The organism is Acetobacter aceti NBRC 14818 (assembly GCF_000193495.2).
GTDB classification, from domain to species: Bacteria; Pseudomonadota; Alphaproteobacteria; order Acetobacterales; family Acetobacteraceae; genus Acetobacter; species Acetobacter aceti.
Genome location: NZ_AP023410.1, coordinates 3124151 through 3142074, shown reverse-complemented (window position 1 = coordinate 3142074; position 17924 = coordinate 3124151). Strand labels below are relative to the sequence as shown.

The following is a 17924-nucleotide window of genomic DNA, read 5'->3' as shown; positions in this document are numbered from 1 at the left end:
AATGAGGCCAGAAGATTTCACAAGTGATACCTCCCCTACCCCAGTAAAAGTGCAGATTCCGGAATAAATGTCGGTTCTGGAAACGGGATACTGTCGTTTCTTTCAAATACTCTCTCCCTTCCTGCATTTTTACTCTCATCTGGTGACCAGACTCTATGAACCTTGTGACGACACGCAGTCCACGTGCCGAACCTACACTCGCGGAAAAGACAGAGTCACTCGTGGCTTTTCCCTATTCCGAAAAAAAATCCCAATGCCTGCGTGTGGCGATCATCGCCAGTTCCTATAACTACATACGCGACGGTGTCGCCCTGACGATGAACAGACTGGTCGATTATCTGGAAAGGCAGGGCGTGGAAGTCCGTGTCTACACGCCTGTTTCGAAGCTACCCGCGTTTGACTACAAAGGAACGGTTGTTCCCGTGCCGTCGATCGCCCTTCCCGGTCGGGGTGAATACAGGCTGGCCTTCTCCCTGCCTCAGGAGGAAATCGAAGCTTTCAAGCCGGATTTGATCCATATTGCTCTCGCGCCAGATCCTCTGGGCTATTCAACGTTGAAAATCGCGCGAAAACTGAACATTCCTCTCGTTGCGTCCTATCACACGCGCTACGAAACCTACCTGAAATATTATCCGGGCGTCTCGATTTTCATCTCGCCCCTCAAACGGTATCTTTCCAGATATTACGCCAGATGTCGTGAAGTCTATGTGCCAACCCAGTCCATGATTGATGAACTGGTGGCGGAAAAACAGCAAGGCAAGCTGATTTTATGGTCCCGGGGCGTTGACGCGGAAAGCTTCAATCCCGCCAACCGCTCAGCAGAGTGGCGATACCGGCATGGACTCGCACCAGATGATATCGTCGTTCTTCTTGTTTCCCGCCTTGTGCGTGAAAAGCAGCTCAGTATTTTTGTATCTGTAGTAAAGGCGCTTAATGCCCGTAATATTCCCGTCCGTGCGGTCGTGGCCGGAGACGGACCTGCCCGCGCCGAACTGGAGCAGATGTTGCCGGACGCCATCTTTCTTGGCTTCCAGCAGGGTGCCGACCTCACCACAACCTATGCGTCAGCAGATATCTTTCTGTTTCCTAGCGAAACGGAAACTTTCGGCAATGTCACGCTTGAGGCTATGGCATCCGGACTGCCCTGTGTCTGCGCCGACGCGACGGGAAGCAAGTCCCTCATTAAGGATGGCGTTACCGGGTTTCTCGCCAGACCGCGTGATGTGGAAGAGTTTACGAGACATGTCGCAACTCTTGCTCTTGATCCGGTCGGTCGCGCCCGGATGGGTGAAGCTGCCCGTATCAGGGCCCTGACCTTTTCATGGGACGAAACCATGAAGGATCTTCTGGCCCGATATGAGGCCATTGTCCGGAAATAACAGTGAAAATAGTAGATATTTCAGAATTCTATTCGCCGACGGGCGGTGGCGTGAGAACCTATGTGGAGGAAAAGTTCAGGGCTGCAGAAAAATGCGGCCATGACCTGACCGTCATCGCTCCCGGCCCTGAAGACGGTGTGGAACGACGCGGGCATGGACGCATAATCTGGCTGAAAAGTCCCGTTCTTCCTTTCGATTCCAATTATCACATGTTCGTTCGGAAAGAACCGGTCTGGCGTGTCCTCGATGCCATGAAACCCGACCTCATTGAGGCATCCTCCCCCTGGCGAGGAGGGTGGATTGCCGGAACATGGCCCGGAGCCGCCCGGCGAGTGCTTTTCATGCATGCTGATCCGGTCGCAGTCTATCCGCAGACAATGCTTGGCAACCATCTGTCTTCACACAGGATAGACAGGTTATTCGGCTGGTTCTGGCGTTATCTCTGCCGCCTGAACGATCATTTTGACGGCTGCATCGTCGCTGGACACTGGCTCGCGGCCCGATTTTCCAACCACGGACTGAAAAACCTGCATACCGTGCCATTTGGTGTGGAAAGCCAGAGATTTTCTCCCACCCATCGCATGGACTATCTCCGCAAGGAAATGCTGGCGCTTTGCGGTCTCGGTCCAGAGGGACTTCTCGTGGTCATCGCCGGCCGGCACCATCCGGAAAAGCGGGTGGAAATGCTTATTGAGGCTGTGACACGCGCCCAATCCAGCCGTTCAATCGGACTTTTCATCATTGGCGACGGGCTTGCACATGAGCGTATCCGTCGTAAGGCGGCTCTGGCGGAACATGTTCACATCGCTGGTCGCATCGATGATCGGGCGCTGTTTGCCGACATGATAGCGAGTGCTGATGCACTGCTTCACGGCTCAACGTCGGAAACCTTCGGCTTCGTCGTCGCCGAGGCGCTGGCGTCTGGCACCCCTGTGATCGTGCCGCGTGCGGGTGGGGCAGGAGAACTTGCTTCCCCACAATGGGCAGAAATCTACAAACCCGGTTCCGCGACTGATGCGGCCGATGCTGTGCTCAGGATGGCGGCGAGGGACCGTTCTGCTCTCTCAAAGGAGGCCCGTATTGCGGGCCTGCGCCTCGGCAGTATGGAACAGCATTTTGAACGCCTGTTCGGTCTTTACGAAAACCTTTCCCGGCCCATGGAAATCTGATGGCCCGGGCAGGAATGTGCGAACCACCCGATCTGAAGGATTAAAAAACCGTTTGTTTTTAATGGAACTCTCCGACCAGTGATCTGTCTGATCGTTGCAGACCTTGAGAACAGTGCACGAAGGTTGGGGGATTGTAAGCTGACCATAACCATGACGTTCTGCCAGAATAAGGCCCTGCGTCGCCAATCGCATTTGCGGCGCGATAGCCCGCCTTGGTCCCCTCGGGACAGGAACTGAAATCGGAATTTACACGACCAATGCTGCTCTGGTGCCTGATCCTCGTCGTATCCACGATGGCATTCTGCCTTAGTGCCGTATCCGGTGGTGGAGCGGGACTGATCCTCATACCACTCATGGGACTGGTGATGCCGGCCAGCCAGATCCCCGCCGCCCTGTCGATTGGCACTGCCGTAAGTTCAGCGGCCCGCATCGTCTTGTTCCGGAAAGCGATCCGATGGGATGTCGTTCGACATTTCGCCCCGACCGCGTTACCGTTCGCCGCCCTCGGTGCTTGGGCGCTCAGCTGCATGAATCCGATCTATCTATCGTTGTTTCTCGGTCTGTTCCTGATCGGCAATCTGCCCTTGATCGTCCAAAAACACCCTGTTGATCCAGTTACGAAACCAATTCGACCGGTATCGCTACATATCCTGGGCGGAGCTGTCGGTTTCATTTCCGGCTTTACCGGCACTGTCGGTCTGATTTTCAACGGCTTCTATTACCGAATGGGTCTAAGGAAAGAGGAAATCGTAGCGACGCGCGCCGCCAACGAAATCATGCTGCATCTACTCAAGATCATTCTCTATGCGATACTGAACTTATTAAACTTCAAAGCTATAACCGTCGGTGCTGCCATTGCGACAGCAGGGATCCTCTCTTCGGTCATTATGGCTCACCTGCTGCGCTACCTGCATGATCACCTTTTCCGCCATATTGGATACATCTCAATGGTGGCGGCCGGGATCGTAATGATGATCACATCCGGTCGCCAGATTATGCATAAAGACAATGTCAGCATTCATTATACCCATGCATCTGAAGAAATTTCCGCATCGCTCTCATGGCGACAGCATGTCTTTACGGTGGAATGGGAAAGAGGTGACGAACTGGAACTGAGTCACCGGCAGCATGCATCGGAAGAGCACGGTAAACCCAATGGCTTCATAATGCATCTGTCTCTCCACGCCGGATTACAGACTGTCCGGACATTCGACTCCTGAGATGCAGCACGCCATCAGCCAGATCAGACCTTCTCTCCCACGCTTTCACCTTGTGCGCAGATCATGTCGGAAAGAGGTCTGTCAACCAGACACTGCGCCACACGTATGGAACCGCGAATCCCGCTAGAGGTTTGATAAAAATGTGGCGCTGACATCTTTTATCAGTGCAACAGGGGCACGCGACCTCCATGCACTGATATGTCGCATGCCTGCCAACATAATGGTTCTGAAGTCGATACGATATCATTCCATGATCGGAACAGGCTGTTCCATGATAACGGGATTTCGTCCTGCCCCCATATACTGCCGACCACAATAACCGTCAGATCAGCACGACAAAAAGCCGGAGCCTCATCCGCCTCCCAAGGGAAACGGACAAGACTCCGGCTCAAAGTAAAAGAAGATCAGACCTGACTGAGCGTCCGGCGCACGGCGACGTGCCAGCCGTCGATCATGCCCTTGCGGATCGAAGCTTCCATCTGCGGTTCGAACAGCGCACCGCGCTGCCATTCAGATGCGACTTCTTCCAGATCGTTCCAGAGCCCAACACCAACACCGGCAAGGAACGCCGCGCCAAGAGCCGTCGTCTCGATCTGCTTGGGACGCTCGACCTTTGCCTGCAACATGTCAGACAGGAACTGGCAGAACCAGTCATTGGCCGCCATGCCACCGTCGATACGCAGCGTGTCAGCCGTGCCGCCGCCGTCCTGCGTCATCGCAGCCACGAGGTCCAGCGTCTGGTAGGCCACGGATTCCAGAGCCGCACGGGCAATGTGCGCCTCGGTAGCGTCCAGCGTCAGACCGCAGATCAGACCACGCGCATTCGGGTCCCAATGCGGTGCGCCGAGACCGACGAAGCCCGGCACCATGTAAACGCCGTGACTGTGCGGAATGCGCGTCGCCATATCGTCGGTCTGGGAAGCATGCGTGATCAGGTGAAGACCGTCACGCAGCCACTTGATCGCGGCACCGGCGACGAAGATGGAGCCTTCCAGCGCGTAGGCGGTCTTGCCCTTCACACGGTAGGCGATAGTCGTGAGCATCCGGTTCTGAGAAATCACCGGCTTTTCGCCGGTGTTCAGCAGAACGAAGCAGCCCGTGCCGTAGGTCGCCTTGGCCATACCCGGCTTGAAGCACGTCTGACCAACGACGGCAGCCTGCTGGTCGCCTGCGATACCGGCGATCGGCACGGCGCGACCGAACAGGTCGGGCGTGCTTTCACCAAAAACGCCGCTGCTGTCTTTGACTTCCGGAAGCAGAGCCGCAGGGATGTTGAAGAGCGCAAGGAGTTCGTCATCCCACTGCTGCCGATGAATATCGAACAGCAGGGTGCGGGATGCATTGGTCACGTCCGTCGCATGGACCTTCCCGTCCGTCAGACGCCACAGCAGGAAACAGTCGATCGTGCCGCAGGCCAGTTCGCCCTTTTCAGCCCGCGCCCGTGCGCCCTCTACATTGTCGAGTATCCAGGCGAGCTTCGTGGCTGTGAAATACGGATCGAGCAGCAGACCGGTGCGGCTGGCGACCAGCTCTTCCTTGCCCTGCTTCTTGAGTTCGGCGCACAGGGCCGCCGTCCGGCGATCCTGCCAGACGATGGCGTTATGAATCGCCTTGCCAGTCTTGCGGTCCCATACGACGATGGTTTCACGCTGGTTGGTGATGCCTATGGCTGCAATCCGGTCAACGCCACCAGAGCGTTCCACGGCTTCCTGTGCCGTAGTTTTCGCATCGCGCCAGATGTCTTCAGGATCGTGCTCAACCCACCCCAACTGCGGGTAATACTGGGGAAACTCCTGTCGTGCGACGGAAATTTCCTGTCCGTTCATGTCAAAGACAATGCTACGGGTTGAAGTGGTTCCCTGGTCAATCGCCAGAATACGATCCTGTTTGATCATGATGGCAGCTCCTTAACGGTCAGACAGAAGTTTCGATCGAGGACGCCGCCACAGCAGGCCTCGGCATGAAAGGCTGGATAAGCGTCCGGTAAAATCCGGCTCCGATTACGCCACCAGAAATCGGGCCTAAAATGGGCACCCACCAGTAATTTCCCGGAGATGGCAACGCCTGCGGTCCCCAGCCTGCGAAATAACAGAACAGGCGTGGGCCAAAATCACGCGCCGGATTGATGGCCCACGCATCAAGATATCCGGCGGAAGCGCCGATGGCGGCCACGAGAAGACCGATAATCAGCGCACCGGAATTCGCCTCCGGCGCCATGGTGTTGTGTTCGTAGGTAATTGCGAAAATTCCGAAAACCAGCATGGCTGTCAGAATGGTTTCAACCACGAAGGAGTGAAGTGGTGTGACGAATTCACCCGGATGCGTGAAAAACACGCCCGCCGCCGCACCGTCATGAAGACGATCGAGACCATGCGAAATGGCAAAATGCTCGATGACAGGTGAGAACATCGTGTAGACCACACCTGCGCCCAGAAAGCCGCCCAGAATCTGAGCGGCGCAATACGGCGCGACCTTTGCCCATGAAAACCCGCGATATATGGCAAGCGCCACCGTCACCGCCGGATTGGCGTGTGTGCCGGAAACAGCGCCCGTCGCATAAATAGCGATCGTGACGCCGAGGCCCCACACAATACAGACGCCCCAGTATGCCGTCTTGTACGGGCTGGGGTCGTACAGGGTGTACATCGCGGCCACAGAATCACCGAACAGGATGATTATGAAAACCGCAACACATTCGGCGATCAGTTCGCCGATCAGTTTTTTCCGGGCTGTCATGGTGCTCCGATAGTCGTTAACCGACTTTTTCTTTTATATACGCGCCCACACGCTGACGCTGCTCTTCGGTCATATGGAGACCGATTTTGGTACGCCGCCATAGCACATCCTCTGGCGCGCGTGCCCATTCGTTTGCGATCAGGTAGTCGACTTCGTTGGCCGTCATACCCTGACCGAAATCCTCGCCCATATCGGAAAGCGACTTGGCTGTTCCGACAACATCATAAGCCCGCATACCGTAGGTCCGCATCAGACGCCATGCCAGCGGCAGGGACAGGAACGGAGCTGCGTCACGGAAACGGTTCAGAGCGGCCTCAAAGCCTCCCGTCCCCAGATCACCGCCGGGCAGAGCCGCATCCGCCGTCCAAGAATAGCCTCCCACGGCAGGCAGAACCGGCGCAAGCTTTTCAAGCGCGTGTTCGGCCAGCTTACGGAAAGTTGTGATCTTGCCGCCGAAGATGGAAAGCAGCGGTGCACCATCCGTGTTATCAAGATCCAGCACATAGTCACGCGTCACGGCCGATGCATTGGCCGCAGCATCGTCATAGAGCGGACGCAGGCCGGCATAGCTCCAGACCACATCGCTCGGCTTGACATCTTCCTTAAAGTAGCGGTTCACGCTCTCACAAAGATACTTGACCTCTTCAGGCGAAATCTGAACCAGGCCCGGCTCTTCATTCCATGTCACATCGGTCGTGCCGATCAGCGTGAAGCGCTGCTCATACGGAATGGCGAACACGATACGCTTGTCCGGGTTCTGGAAGATGTAGCACTGCGGACCGTCAAAAATCTGCGGCACGACAATGTGACTACCCTTGACCAGACGCACGGATTTCGAATTCGGCAGGTCAAGCTGGTTGGCCAGCAGACGTGCGACCCACGGACCGGCAGCGTTCACAACACCCTTGGCGCGGACGGTCTTTGTGCCGCCCTTACGCATGTCCTCGATCTCGGCTTCCCAGATGCCGTTGACGCGACGTGCGGAAACCAGACGCGTGCGGGTGCGGATGTCCGCGCCACGATTGGCGGCGTCCATCGCGTTCAGCACAACAAGGCGACTGTCCTGCACCCAGCCGTCGGAATAGACGAAGCCTTTCTTGTACTGATCCTGAAGCGGCTGACCGGCGGAATGCGTATTCAGATTGAGCGCCCGTGACTTGGGCAGCTTCATCTTCGGGGCAAGGTGATCGTACAGGAACAGACCCAGACGGATCATCCAGACCGGGCGCTGCTCCGGGGAGTGCGGGAGCACGAAACGCAGCGGCCACATGATGTGCGGCGCAATGGAGAGCAGTCGGTCACGCTCGATCAGCGCTTCACGCACAAGGCGGAACTCGTAATATTCCAGATAGCGCAGGCCGCCGTGGATCAGCTTGGTGCTGGCGGAAGAGGTATAGCTGGCAAGGTCATCCTGCTCGACCAGCAGCACGGACGCACCACGCCCCGATGCATCGCGCGCGATACCTGTTCCGTTAACACCGCCGCCTACAATAAGCAGATCATATACGGTGGAGGAGTCGTCGGCTGCAGCCATCTTCATCGGTCCCGTCTGTTGTTCGAAAAATGTATCGGTATTTTCGTATCCGAACACGAACCTCTTTGGCAACGGAAAAATCGCGACAGGACTCTGCAAAAAATCGCCACAATTCCATCACTCAATGGCACACCACCTAAAGTGTTCGCTTCCGAACATCATCACCCACAAGAACAAGCGCGACATCATGAGCGGCGAGCATTTCGCAAATTGGAGCCGGCGGCGTCCGATCCGTGAAAAAGGCCGTCACACCGTCAATACTGCCCGCATTCATTAATGGCCGGCGTCCAAATTTGGTGTGATCCGCCAGCAGAAAAATCTTGCGGGAATTGGCGCGGATAAGTTCGGATGCGCGAATTTCCTCGGCATCATAGTCCAGCAGCGTTCCGTCCTCGTCGATTCCGCTGATGCCGATCACGCCATAATCAGCGCGATACCGGCTGAGCATGGTCAGGGAATCCGGCCCCAGAATCCCGCCATCCCGCACACGCACCGTGCCACCAGTGACCACGACCCGACAATCTTCGCTGCCTGCCAGCAGGGTGGCGACGTGCAGATTGTTGGTGATGACCTGCAAACCCTTGTGACTCGCCAGCGCACGGGCGAACGCTTCTGTCGTTGTGCCGATATTCACAAAGAGTGATGCCCCATCAGGAATGGCGGCTGCGGCCAGTTCTCCGATGGCATCCTTTTCGCTGCGATTACGAATCTGTCTTTGTGGATACGCTATGTTTTCCACCGAAGATGGCGCACTGGCGCCCCCGTGGTGACGCAGCACCTCCCCGGCGGCATCAAGCGTGCGGATATCCCGCCGGATGGTCTGCACGGCCACGTCGAACAGACGAGCAAGCTCCTCGTTCGAGGCATACCCCTGCCGTTTCACCGTCGCGATAATCGCCTGATGACGCGCCTGCGTACGGGAACCGTCTCCACCGACATCTCCACGGGCCTCAGACACAATATTCACCTTCCGGAATCAAGGTCTTCAAGTACTTCCAGAACCGCCTCACCATAGCGGGTGAGCTTGGAGCTTCCGACGCCTTTGACATCACTGAGCTCGTCCAGTGTGCCAGGACATTCAAGCGAAATCTCGCAAAGGGTCGCATCCGAGAAAATGTAATAGGGCGGAATTTCCTGTTCCCGCGCCTCAGCAAGCCTCCAACGCTTGAGAGCGTTGAAACGTTCCCGCGCATCCTCTGTCAGTTGATCGGCGATCGAATCACCCTGCCCTGTGGATCGGCTGTTTCGGGCAGAGGCCTCGACAGCATCCTCTCTCAACCGCACCTCTTCCTCACCACGCAGGATCGGACGAGCGACCTCTTCGTTCAGACGCAGGCCGCCATGCTCATCACCTGTCACCAGAGCGCCGCGAGCAATCAGCTGCCGCACCACACTGCGCCAGAATGTCTCGCTTTTGTCCTTGCCGATCCTCCAGACCGACAGACGATCATGACCCGCCCGCGAGATATTGTCAGACGACTTGCCACGCAGAACAGCGATCACGTGTAGCGCGCCATAACGCTGGCCGGTGCGATAAATGGCGGACAGCAACATCCGCGCTGCCTGCGTGCCGTCGAAAGTCGGCACCGGTGTACGACAATTGTCACAGTGTCCGCACGGCTCGGTCATGCTCTCGCCAAAGCAGGCCAGCAGCGCACGGGTTCGACAGGATGTGCTTTCCGTGAAGGCGATCATCGCCTCCAGCCGTCCCCGCATGATGCGTTTTTCACTGTCGGGCGCGTTGGACTGATCCAGCCAGTAACGGGCGCGACTCATGTCCTCACCGCCGTAGAGCAGCAGCACGTCGGACGGCAATCCGTCACGTCCGGCACGACCGATCTGCTGATAATAGGCTTCCGGCGAGGCGGGCATGTCGAGATGGATCACCGTCCTTACATCGGGACGATCAATCCCCATGCCGAAGGCAATGGTGGCGACGATGACAATCGGTTCGCCTGACCGGAACCGGTGCAGGGCGGCACGCTTTTCCTGCGGCGAGAGACCGGCATGGAAAGCGCAGGCGGGATAGGATTTTTCGCGTAAGGAGGCCGCGATCCGCTCCGTGCGGGCACGCGATCCGCAATAGACAATGCAGGCGTCGCTGCGGTGCTTCTGAAGTGCATCGACAAGCTGTCGCATCTCGCCGCCCTTGGGGCGCGCGGCAATCATCAGGTTCGGGCGGTGGAAGCTGGCAGACAGAACCTCCGCTTCCGGCATAGCCAGAGCCGTGAGGATATCATTACGAGTTCGTGGATCTGCCGTCGCCGTAAGGGCGATACGCGGCACGCCCGGAAAATGCTCCGGCAAGGACTGGAGCGCCCGATATTCCGGACGGAACTCATGTCCCCATGCGGAAATACAGTGGGCCTCGTCAATCGCGATGACAGAGATCTGCTGACGGGACAGACGATCCAGCGTGCCGGGAGACAGCAACCGCTCCGGCGACACGTAGAGAATATCGACCTGTCCGTTGAAGAGGTCGCCCCGGATACGGGAAGCCTCGTCTCCATCCAGTTCAGAATGCAAAGCCGCCGCGTTGACGCCAAGCTGTCGCAGCGCCGCCACCTGATCGTCCATCAGAGCGATCAGCGGTGAAACCACCAGTCCCATACCGGGGCGACAAAGCGCGGGGACCTGATAGCAGACGCTCTTTCCGCCACCTGTCGGCATGAGGACGAGCGTGTCCTCCCCCGCCATCACCCGGTCGACGGCCTGCTCCTGCAACCCGCGAAAGGCCGGAAAGCCGAAAACACGATGAAGAACTTCACGCGGCGACAGCCCGACGAAACGGTCACGCCCTCCTGCGGGTCCTGACGGTTTCGAAGGGAAACCGCTGTCTCTGTATTCGTCTTCCGACAAGGAGGGCCTTTCCAGCATAGGCGGATTTACTGAGCGAGCAGTTCTATCTCGACACGACGGGAGCCTACGACACCTTGCGCGTTGGAAGGAGGCCGGGTTGTTTCACGAATGCGCTTTGGAGAAACGCCGTCTGCCATAAGCTGTTGCGACACGGCCTTGGCCCGCTGGACAGCAAGAAGCGATTCCGTGGAGAGATCGCCATTCTGGCGGGCATAGCCTTCCACAACCACGACCCTGTCGGAATAATGTCTCGCTTTTTCAGCAACCTTTTCCACGACCGAAAGCGAAGTGTCGTCGAGCGCCGATGAACCCTGGCTGAAAAAGACGACATACTGCCGTCCCGGTCCCTGATCGGCACAGGCGGCTAGCGCACAAAGACTGACAACAGAAAAAAGACGACGCATGATCCACTCCTCGCGATTTGATGGGCCGGAGCCGTCCTGACGTCAGACTGGCCGAGTTCGTTTCTCGTGCCTGCGCGAGAGCAGAAGGTCAACAAAAGAGCGTAAGCGGGCTCTCCGCCGGGGAGATATCGTCCCCGGCTTATACCGGGACCGCTTCCCCGCCAGCGATACGCCAGACATGATCGAGTTGCTCAACCCCGGTCAGGCGATGGGCGATCAGGATCACAGTCCGCCCCTGCGCAACGCGGTTCAGGGTAAGGAAGAAGTCCTGCTCGGTCTGGGCGTCGAGACCCGTTGCAGGCTCGTCCAGAACAAGGATCGGCGCTTCAGACAACAAGGTCCGCGCCAGTGCAATGCGACGCCCCTGCCCGCCCGACACCTTGACGCCGCCTTCGCCGAGCCATGTATCGAGCGCGTCAGGAAGCGTACGTACGAAGTCACCGACAGCCGCTTCGTCAAGCGCTTTCCACAGAGCGTCCTCATCCGCATCTGGCCTGCCAAGCAGCAGGTTATTGCGGATCGTGTCATCAAACAGATGCGTCGCCTGTGACAGCCATGCGATGTGCTGACGGAGCCAGACATCTGGCAGAGCAGCGATGTCGACGCCGCCAATCAGGATCTTTCCCTCCTGAGGGAAAGCCGCCTTGAGGAGCAGTGCCGCCAACGTGGATTTCCCTGCGCCCGAAGGCCCCAGCAGCGCGACCCGGCTACCCGCCGGGATGTTCAGGGAGAAATCACTGAATACGGCGGGGCGATCAGCCCGCCAGTGAAACGCAACATGCTCGAAGGCGATGTCGAAATGGGTAGGCATCACGGTCGCCGGCTGCACAGTCTGCACAGGACGCGGATGCTCATCGGCAATCGCCACCACCCGGTGCGCCGCAGCCCCCATATTTCCGGCCAGCATGCCCGCACGGGTAAGACCCGACACACCTTCAAAACAGGCGAAGGTCAGGAACATCAGCCCGACACCCTGCACGGCGGGGATACGATCGAACCCGACACCCGCAATGGCGGCCAGCAGGAGAAGCAGGGCTGTCTGCGTGCAGACACTGGACAGCGCGCCGACAAACGCCATGCGCCGCGAGAGCTGGGCCTGACGCGTGAGTAGACGGCTGGTCGCGCTGTTGACCTGATCAATAATTCGCGGTCCAGCGCCGAAAGCCCGGATTTCGCGCATGCCGCTGACAAGGTCCAGCACACCAACGCGAAGCGCCGCCTGTGCGTGGCTGAGACCGGTCCCTTCCTTGCGACTCAGTCGAGCCGCAGCGAGCGGCATGATGAAAGCCGACAGGGCAAAGAGAATACCGATCAGGATACCCAACAATGAGTTGGTATTGCAGATCACCAGCACCAGAACGGGGAATGTCAGGCAGGCTCCAGCCAGCGGCAGCAGAAGGCGGAGATAAAGACCGTCCAGTGTCTCGATATCCGACACAAGCCGGGACAGCAGATCGCCCGCGCGCCGAAAGCCCAGACCAGCTGCCGCACCCTGCGCCAAGGACCGAAAGAACCACACCCGCAAGGTGGCAAGCGCCCTGAACATGGCGTCATGGGCATACAGACGCTCGGAATAGCGCAGAACGATGCGCCCCAGACCCAGCACACGGAGCGATGTGGCGGTGACAAGCACCATCCCCAGCGCAGCCCCGGCGAAACGCAGGCCAGCGCTACTCATCAGAGCCAGCCCGGCAAGAACGGCCAGCAGCGAAAGCACCAGCCCCATGGTCAGACGCGCCGCATGCGGACGCCAGACTTCGACAATACGGATCAGGGCGTCACGGTCGGCCCGCTCGCGCGCAGTCACATCCCGGGAAGATGGTCGGCTCATGAACAGTCCCCTCTCATGCCGATTTCATGTGCTGGAGAACAGTTCATCCTGCCTCTCCTCCGGCACCGGCAATCCGGCCCTCTGACAGTTCGATCCTCTGTCCCTGAAACACCTGAAGCGCCGTCGAATGACTGGCGAGAATTACGGTGCGATGCTGAGCCAATGTTTCAAGGCTCTCGAAAACATCTCCTTCCGTCACTGGATCGAGATAGGCCGTTGGCTCATCCAGCAGCAGAACCGGCGCGTTCTTCAGATAGGCACGGGCAATCGCGATGCGTTGCGCCTGCCCACCGGACAGACCAAACCCGCCCTCGCCGATCATGGTTTCAATTCCGTCCGGCAGACTGTCGAGGAAGCGGTCCACAGAAGCTGCGTGAACAGCCTGTTCCAGTTCTTCCTCGGTGGCGTCCGGTCGGGCGAAAAGGATATTTTCCCGCAATGAGCCTGCGAACAGGATCGGTCGCTGTCCGATCCAGGAGATCAGGCGCATCAGACTTGTCGGGGCGATCGTCTGCATATCGACGCCGTTGAACGTAATGCGTCCGGAAGTCGGTTTGATGAAGCCCAACAGCAGTTCCATCACCGTGGACTTGCCTGCTCCCGATGGACCGGAAAGAATCACGGTTTCTCCGGCTGCGACCGAGAACGAGACATCGTCCAGCGCCCGCCCGCGTGCCTCATCCCAGACAAACGAAACATTTTCAAACGCGATCGCCACGCCGTCATTGGCCGCCACGCGAAGCTGATGTGTCTCGCCCGTGGCGGCAACCTCTGCCGGGAGCGCCAGAATATCTTCGGCGGCTCCCTGCACGAGCGCACGATCCTGATAGGCGAGCGCCAACCCACGCAGAGGCGCGAAAAATTCCGGAACAATCAGCAGCGCAAAGAGGCTGGCCGTTACCATTGAGCGGAATGTCGCGGCATCGGTCGTATGAATGGCGGCCTGAACATGCCGTCCGTCGATCAGTGCAATCAGGATGAGCGCAACGATCATGGCGCAGTCGATGGAAGCGGAAGACAGAAACGCCACCCGCAGGATTTTCATTGTCCGTTTACGCAGATCATCGGCAGCCTGCCCGAGACGTTGGGCCTCATCGTCCGCACGGCCCGCCAGAACGATGGTGGCGATGCCGCGCATGCGATCCAGAAAGCGGGCCTGAAGCCGGGTCATGGCGAGGAACTGCTTGCGGGACGCGACAGCGGCGCCAATGCCGAACAGCGCCTGCGCGAACGGCACGAAGAGACCGCAGAGCGCCAGAATCAAGGCTGCACGAGGCTGCACGAACGCGGTCAGCACGGCCAGCACGAACGGCGAGGCCACCCACAGCACGGAAGCCGGAGCCCACCGGGTGAAGTAGCCATCCAGCGCTTCGATCCGGTCGACCGCCAGCGCCGCCAGAGCACCACTATGCGCATGACGCAGCACGGCAGGGCCAGCCCCGACGATTGAGCCGAGCACTTCGTTCCGCAAGCGACTACGGGCGCGTCGTCCTGCCATCGCGGAGGCATTTTCACTGAGAAAATTGATTGCGATACGAAGAAGCGCGAGGAAGACAAAAGCAGGCAGAGGCCAGACCGGAACCGGTGTTCCTGCGCCATGGCCTGAAGGAGTCACGAAATCTGTCAGCGCCGGGCCGAGGATATTGGCCACGCACCAGAACTGGGCGGCTCCCGTCAGACTGGAAACAATGCCCAGAACAATGGACGGACGCACCGCACGCAGTCCCAGACGCGCCTGCGTCTTGGTCCAGGCCTTTATGGCTGCCTTACTCTCACTCATGCGGCCCCTATACCGAAGACTCGGCTCCGGAAACAGAGGGCATGTGACGTGTCAGCGTCGCATTCCGGGAATTGGAGGCTCCTTCCCGCCGTCCTCCCGTCGCGCCTGTTTTACGGGACAGGTCACGATAACACGCAACCCGTCCTGTTCCTCGATACGGAGGGTTCCGCCGATCTGTCTTGCAAATCCCCGAACCAGTTGCAAACCAAGCCCGCCTTCATCAAGACCCGCCTGCAAAGCGGCGGTGCTCTCACTGTCATCCTCCACCATCAGCGTCAGAATATTCTCTTTCCGGGCAAGAGAGACGCGCACAGTTCCAGTCCGGCTTGTCGGGAATCCATAATGCAGAGCATTCTGCAACGCTTCGGAGATAATCAGCACAACAGGAGTCGCCAGATCAGGCGGAAGCACAACATTTCCCGCCTCCTCTTCAATCGTCACCCGACTACGCACATCATCCGGTGTGGTCTGCTGTATCTGTTGTATCAGAATGGGTAGAAACTCGGCCATTCTCAAATCAGCCAGTTCGTCGCCAACATAGAGATGACGCTGTAGCATCGAGAGAATTCTCACACGGTTCCGGGCGACCAGTAGCGCCGCACGGGTATCGCTGTCTGACACCCGGTTAGCCTGCAGACTCAGAAGAGAGCCGACAATCTGGAGGTTGTTTTTCACCCTGTGATGGATTTCCGCCACCAGCCGCTTCTGGTGTTCCAATGCGGCTTCCAGTTCGGCTTCACGATGGGCCAGCCGCCACGTCGCAGTCCCGAACGCACCGGAAAGTTTGCGAAACTCCCGCGGCATACAGGAGGAATCCGCCACACTCTCGAACTTTCCTTTCTTCAGCCAGCTTTCGACATCCCGTGTCAACTGGTTCAGGGGTTCGATAACCAGCTTCTGGCCCGCCACCATAATCCCGACCAAACCCGTAAGCAGCAGGACAGCAACCATCGCAATCCAGCCAAACAGCAGGAAAAGTGCACGTTTTTCTTCCGGGAGCCGCCGAACTTCAATGAGAGCAAAATCAGCCTGACCAACAGGACCATAAACATAGGACCGGCTGGCCCTACGTTCCACAATACGCCTTTGTTCAGCACGATGGCGGGCTTCGATCGCCGCTTGACTGACCGTCATGTCAATGGGAGCCATCCAGGCACATTGCGGGCAAACCGACACCAGCGATTTGTCGTCCATGACAAACCAGGCTGACAGGGATTTTGAAGAGGCCTTTTCCATCCCATCATGGGATGAGGACGCCTCATCCGATAAACCCGGTTCCCAGCCGATCGGCTGGATCGCCACCAGAAAACGTTTTTCGTCGTCACTATCGGCTGCCGGAAGTTCTTGAACAATCTTCAGATAGGGGTGCCCCCCGTACACCCACAGCCGGGCAGATTGTTTGGCAGGCGTCATACTGCGGGCAATGTCGAGACAGTTGCCGTCAGCAGAATCCGAGCCGGTCAGAACATCCTGCAAGCCTCCTTTCCCATCGATAACAGCAAGGAGACAGTAACGCCCCTTGCTTGCCGCCTGAGCAAGCAGCAGCAGATTGCGGAGGGAACTATCATCAGCAGCCTGTCCAATCTGCTGCAACATCGCAACAGTACGAAATGTTTCGCCGTCGAGATACTTTTCGAGTTCTGAAAACGCCAGTTTGCCGCGTTGGATACCTGCTTCATTAAGGCGGATATAATCCTGCCAGATGACCACACTTCCAAGCGCGGCGACAGGCAGCACAGAGCCCATGATGACAATAACCATCCGGCTTCTGACCGAGTCGAACAGACCTGCGATACCGATCAGAAAGGAAACCAGAAAACGATAGGATCGCCAGCCGGGCTGAGGACCATCTCCCGTCATTTTACGTTTTGTGTCGTGTTATCAGAAGGCAACCGTCAGCCAACACACAGACCTTCTCGGAGAGGACACGGGACATGACGATAAAAGCACACATACCCATTCACATCCCTCCAGCATCACATGGGGACACGAACAGACCGCACTCTCTCACTGATCATCCTCATCTTCCTCAAGGAGACGAAGAAGCTCTTCCGGAATAGGCTCATTCGCGACATCGTCGAAAAGCTGATGAAGGCCACGCTTCAGCCAGATATCGAACGCGTCGTCCTCTTTCTTTCCGCTTTTTGCGGAAGAACTGGATTTTCGGTTTCTGGCTGACATCGACAACCACCCCGGCAGGTATTCAGACGATTCCAGGCATGATGTCGGGAAGCTATCGCCATTCATACAGCAGAACCTTCCCCGTTTAACACTTCATTTCTCGGAGCGCCGCCAGTTTCTTACACGACTGCGGCATTTGTTACCACAGGACGATTATCGAAATGTTTACGGCGCTCTTCAACCTCATGGCGCAAAGCCATCGCTTGCTGACGCAGACGATCACTCTCAGGCAACTCTCCCATCATCCAGGCTTCAAGCTGGCGGCGCGCACGGAAAACACGGCTTTTGGCCGTTCCTACCGCACAACCAGTCGCTTCAGCAAGCTCCTGGTAGCTCATACCCTGTAACACCACCAAGACCAGCGCCTCACGCTGGTCAGCAGGCAGGCGCGCGAGAGCAAAACTCAGATCCTTTACAGCCAGACGATCTTCATGGTCGGCCTTGCTGGAAAGCATGTCCCCAGGAAGGTCATCAATGTCCGTCGTCGCTCTGCGCTTGCGCAGATCCGAGATGAAGCGATTCCGCAGGATCCGATGCATCCATGCCGCGAAATTTGTTCCGGGAATAAAGCTGTCACGAGCTCCAAGAGCGTTGCATACAGCATCCTGCACCAGATCTTCTGCCTGGGCACGATTTCTGGTGAGAGCAAGAGCCTGCACGCGAAGCTTCGGCAGGATAGCAACGATCTGGGTCTGGAAGGTATCAGCCATCTTTTTTCCCCTATTATTCTTACGGGATCAATGAATGGCGACAGTCATTCGTTCCATAAGACAGAGATTTTTTTGATCACGAGAAAAAGAGGTCTGCCTTATCTGGATGCAGACCTCGTTA

General features: G+C 57.7%; 14 protein-coding genes. 3 read left to right on the top strand and 11 right to left on the bottom strand.

Annotated features, from left to right (window positions below):
* The first annotated feature begins 155 nt into the window (after positions 1-155).
* The 3 genes from EMQ_RS14445 (at position 156) to EMQ_RS14435 (ending at position 3768) form a co-directional block, all read left to right on the top strand.
* Complete coding sequence (locus EMQ_RS14445; protein WP_018307800.1) at positions 156-1379, top strand: glycosyltransferase family 4 protein; 1224 nt, start codon at positions 156-158, stop codon at positions 1377-1379.
* Positions 1380-1381: 2 nt separating this feature from the next.
* Complete coding sequence (locus EMQ_RS14440; protein WP_010666285.1) at positions 1382-2548, top strand: glycosyltransferase; 1167 nt, start codon at positions 1382-1384, stop codon at positions 2546-2548.
* A gap of 257 nt (positions 2549-2805) precedes the next feature.
* On the top strand, positions 2806-3768 hold the full coding sequence (locus EMQ_RS14435) for a sulfite exporter TauE/SafE family protein (RefSeq protein WP_010666286.1): 963 nt from the start codon (positions 2806-2808) through the stop codon (positions 3766-3768).
* A gap of 404 nt (positions 3769-4172) precedes the next feature.
* Here the strand turns inward: EMQ_RS14435 and glpK are convergent, their stop codons facing one another.
* The 11 genes from glpK to EMQ_RS14380 all read right to left on the bottom strand — a co-directional run bounded on the left by glpK (position 4173) and on the right by EMQ_RS14380 (position 17803).
* Positions 4173-5663 carry a glycerol kinase GlpK gene (gene glpK, locus EMQ_RS14430; protein ID WP_018307801.1) on the bottom strand — a complete coding sequence of 497 codons (1491 nt, stop codon included), beginning with the start codon at positions 5661-5663 and terminating at the stop codon, positions 4173-4175.
* A gap of 19 nt (positions 5664-5682) precedes the next feature.
* The gene (locus tag EMQ_RS14425; RefSeq protein WP_010666709.1) at positions 5683-6504 is read right to left on the bottom strand and encodes an MIP/aquaporin family protein; all 822 of its coding nucleotides are present in this window, start codon (positions 6502-6504) and stop codon (positions 5683-5685) included.
* A 16-nt stretch (positions 6505-6520) separates the two neighbouring features.
* Positions 6521-8038, bottom strand: coding sequence for a glycerol-3-phosphate dehydrogenase (gene glpD / locus EMQ_RS14420; RefSeq protein WP_026199990.1), 1518 nt, complete (start codon positions 8036-8038; stop codon positions 6521-6523).
* Between the two features lie 136 nt (positions 8039-8174).
* A complete protein-coding gene (locus EMQ_RS14415) occupies positions 8175-9005 on the bottom strand; it encodes a DeoR family transcriptional regulator (protein ID WP_010666711.1) in 831 nt (276 codons plus the stop codon).
* Positions 9002-10915 carry a DNA helicase RecQ gene (gene recQ, locus EMQ_RS14410; RefSeq protein ID WP_010666712.1) on the bottom strand — a complete coding sequence of 638 codons (1914 nt, stop codon included), beginning with the start codon at positions 10913-10915 and terminating at the stop codon, positions 9002-9004. The genes EMQ_RS14415 and recQ overlap by 4 nt, the downstream gene beginning before the upstream one ends.
* Before the next feature lie 8 nt (positions 10916-10923).
* Positions 10924-11301 carry an OmpA family protein gene (locus EMQ_RS14405; protein WP_010666713.1) on the bottom strand — a complete coding sequence of 126 codons (378 nt, stop codon included), beginning with the start codon at positions 11299-11301 and terminating at the stop codon, positions 10924-10926.
* A 139-nt stretch (positions 11302-11440) separates the two neighbouring features.
* Complete coding sequence (gene cydC / locus EMQ_RS14400; protein WP_010666714.1) at positions 11441-13132, bottom strand: thiol reductant ABC exporter subunit CydC; 1692 nt, start codon at positions 13130-13132, stop codon at positions 11441-11443.
* 43 nt (positions 13133-13175) lie between these two features.
* Positions 13176-14912 carry a thiol reductant ABC exporter subunit CydD gene (cydD, locus tag EMQ_RS14395; RefSeq protein ID WP_018307803.1) on the bottom strand — a complete coding sequence of 579 codons (1737 nt, stop codon included), beginning with the start codon at positions 14910-14912 and terminating at the stop codon, positions 13176-13178.
* A 51-nt stretch (positions 14913-14963) separates the two neighbouring features.
* Complete coding sequence (locus tag EMQ_RS14390) at positions 14964-16772, bottom strand: sensor histidine kinase (RefSeq protein WP_018307804.1); 1809 nt, start codon at positions 16770-16772, stop codon at positions 14964-14966.
* A gap of 147 nt (positions 16773-16919) precedes the next feature.
* Positions 16920-17093 (bottom strand): NepR family anti-sigma factor, encoded by a 174-nt coding sequence (locus tag EMQ_RS14385; protein ID WP_010668318.1) that lies wholly within the window; start codon positions 17091-17093, stop codon positions 16920-16922.
* Between the two features lie 119 nt (positions 17094-17212).
* Entirely contained in the window at positions 17213-17803 is a 591-nt protein-coding gene (locus tag EMQ_RS14380; RefSeq protein ID WP_010668319.1) for a sigma-70 family RNA polymerase sigma factor, read from the bottom strand.
* Between the last annotated feature and the right edge of the window lie 121 nt (positions 17804-17924).

Coding starts and splice junctions, on each gene's coding strand:
- glpD (WP_026199990.1), bottom strand. CDS start 8,038: ATGGCTGCAGCCGACGACTCCTCCACCGTATATGATCTGCTTATTGTA.
- EMQ_RS14380 (WP_010668319.1), bottom strand. CDS start 17,803: ATGGCTGATACCTTCCAGACCCAGATCGTTGCTATCCTGCCGAAGCTT.
- recQ (WP_010666712.1), bottom strand. CDS start 10,915: ATGCTGGAAAGGCCCTCCTTGTCGGAAGACGAATACAGAGACAGCGGT.
- EMQ_RS14435 (WP_010666286.1), top strand. CDS start 2,806: ATGCTGCTCTGGTGCCTGATCCTCGTCGTATCCACGATGGCATTCTGC.
- EMQ_RS14405 (WP_010666713.1), bottom strand. CDS start 11,301: ATGCGTCGTCTTTTTTCTGTTGTCAGTCTTTGTGCGCTAGCCGCCTGT.
- EMQ_RS14425 (WP_010666709.1), bottom strand. CDS start 6,504: ATGACAGCCCGGAAAAAACTGATCGGCGAACTGATCGCCGAATGTGTT.
- EMQ_RS14390 (WP_018307804.1), bottom strand. CDS start 16,772: ATGACGGGAGATGGTCCTCAGCCCGGCTGGCGATCCTATCGTTTTCTG.
- EMQ_RS14385 (WP_010668318.1), bottom strand. CDS start 17,093: ATGTCAGCCAGAAACCGAAAATCCAGTTCTTCCGCAAAAAGCGGAAAG.
- cydC (WP_010666714.1), bottom strand. CDS start 13,132: ATGAGCCGACCATCTTCCCGGGATGTGACTGCGCGCGAGCGGGCCGAC.
- glpK (WP_018307801.1), bottom strand. CDS start 5,663: ATGATCAAACAGGATCGTATTCTGGCGATTGACCAGGGAACCACTTCA.
- EMQ_RS14445 (WP_018307800.1), top strand. CDS start 156: ATGAACCTTGTGACGACACGCAGTCCACGTGCCGAACCTACACTCGCG.
- cydD (WP_018307803.1), bottom strand. CDS start 14,912: ATGAGTGAGAGTAAGGCAGCCATAAAGGCCTGGACCAAGACGCAGGCG.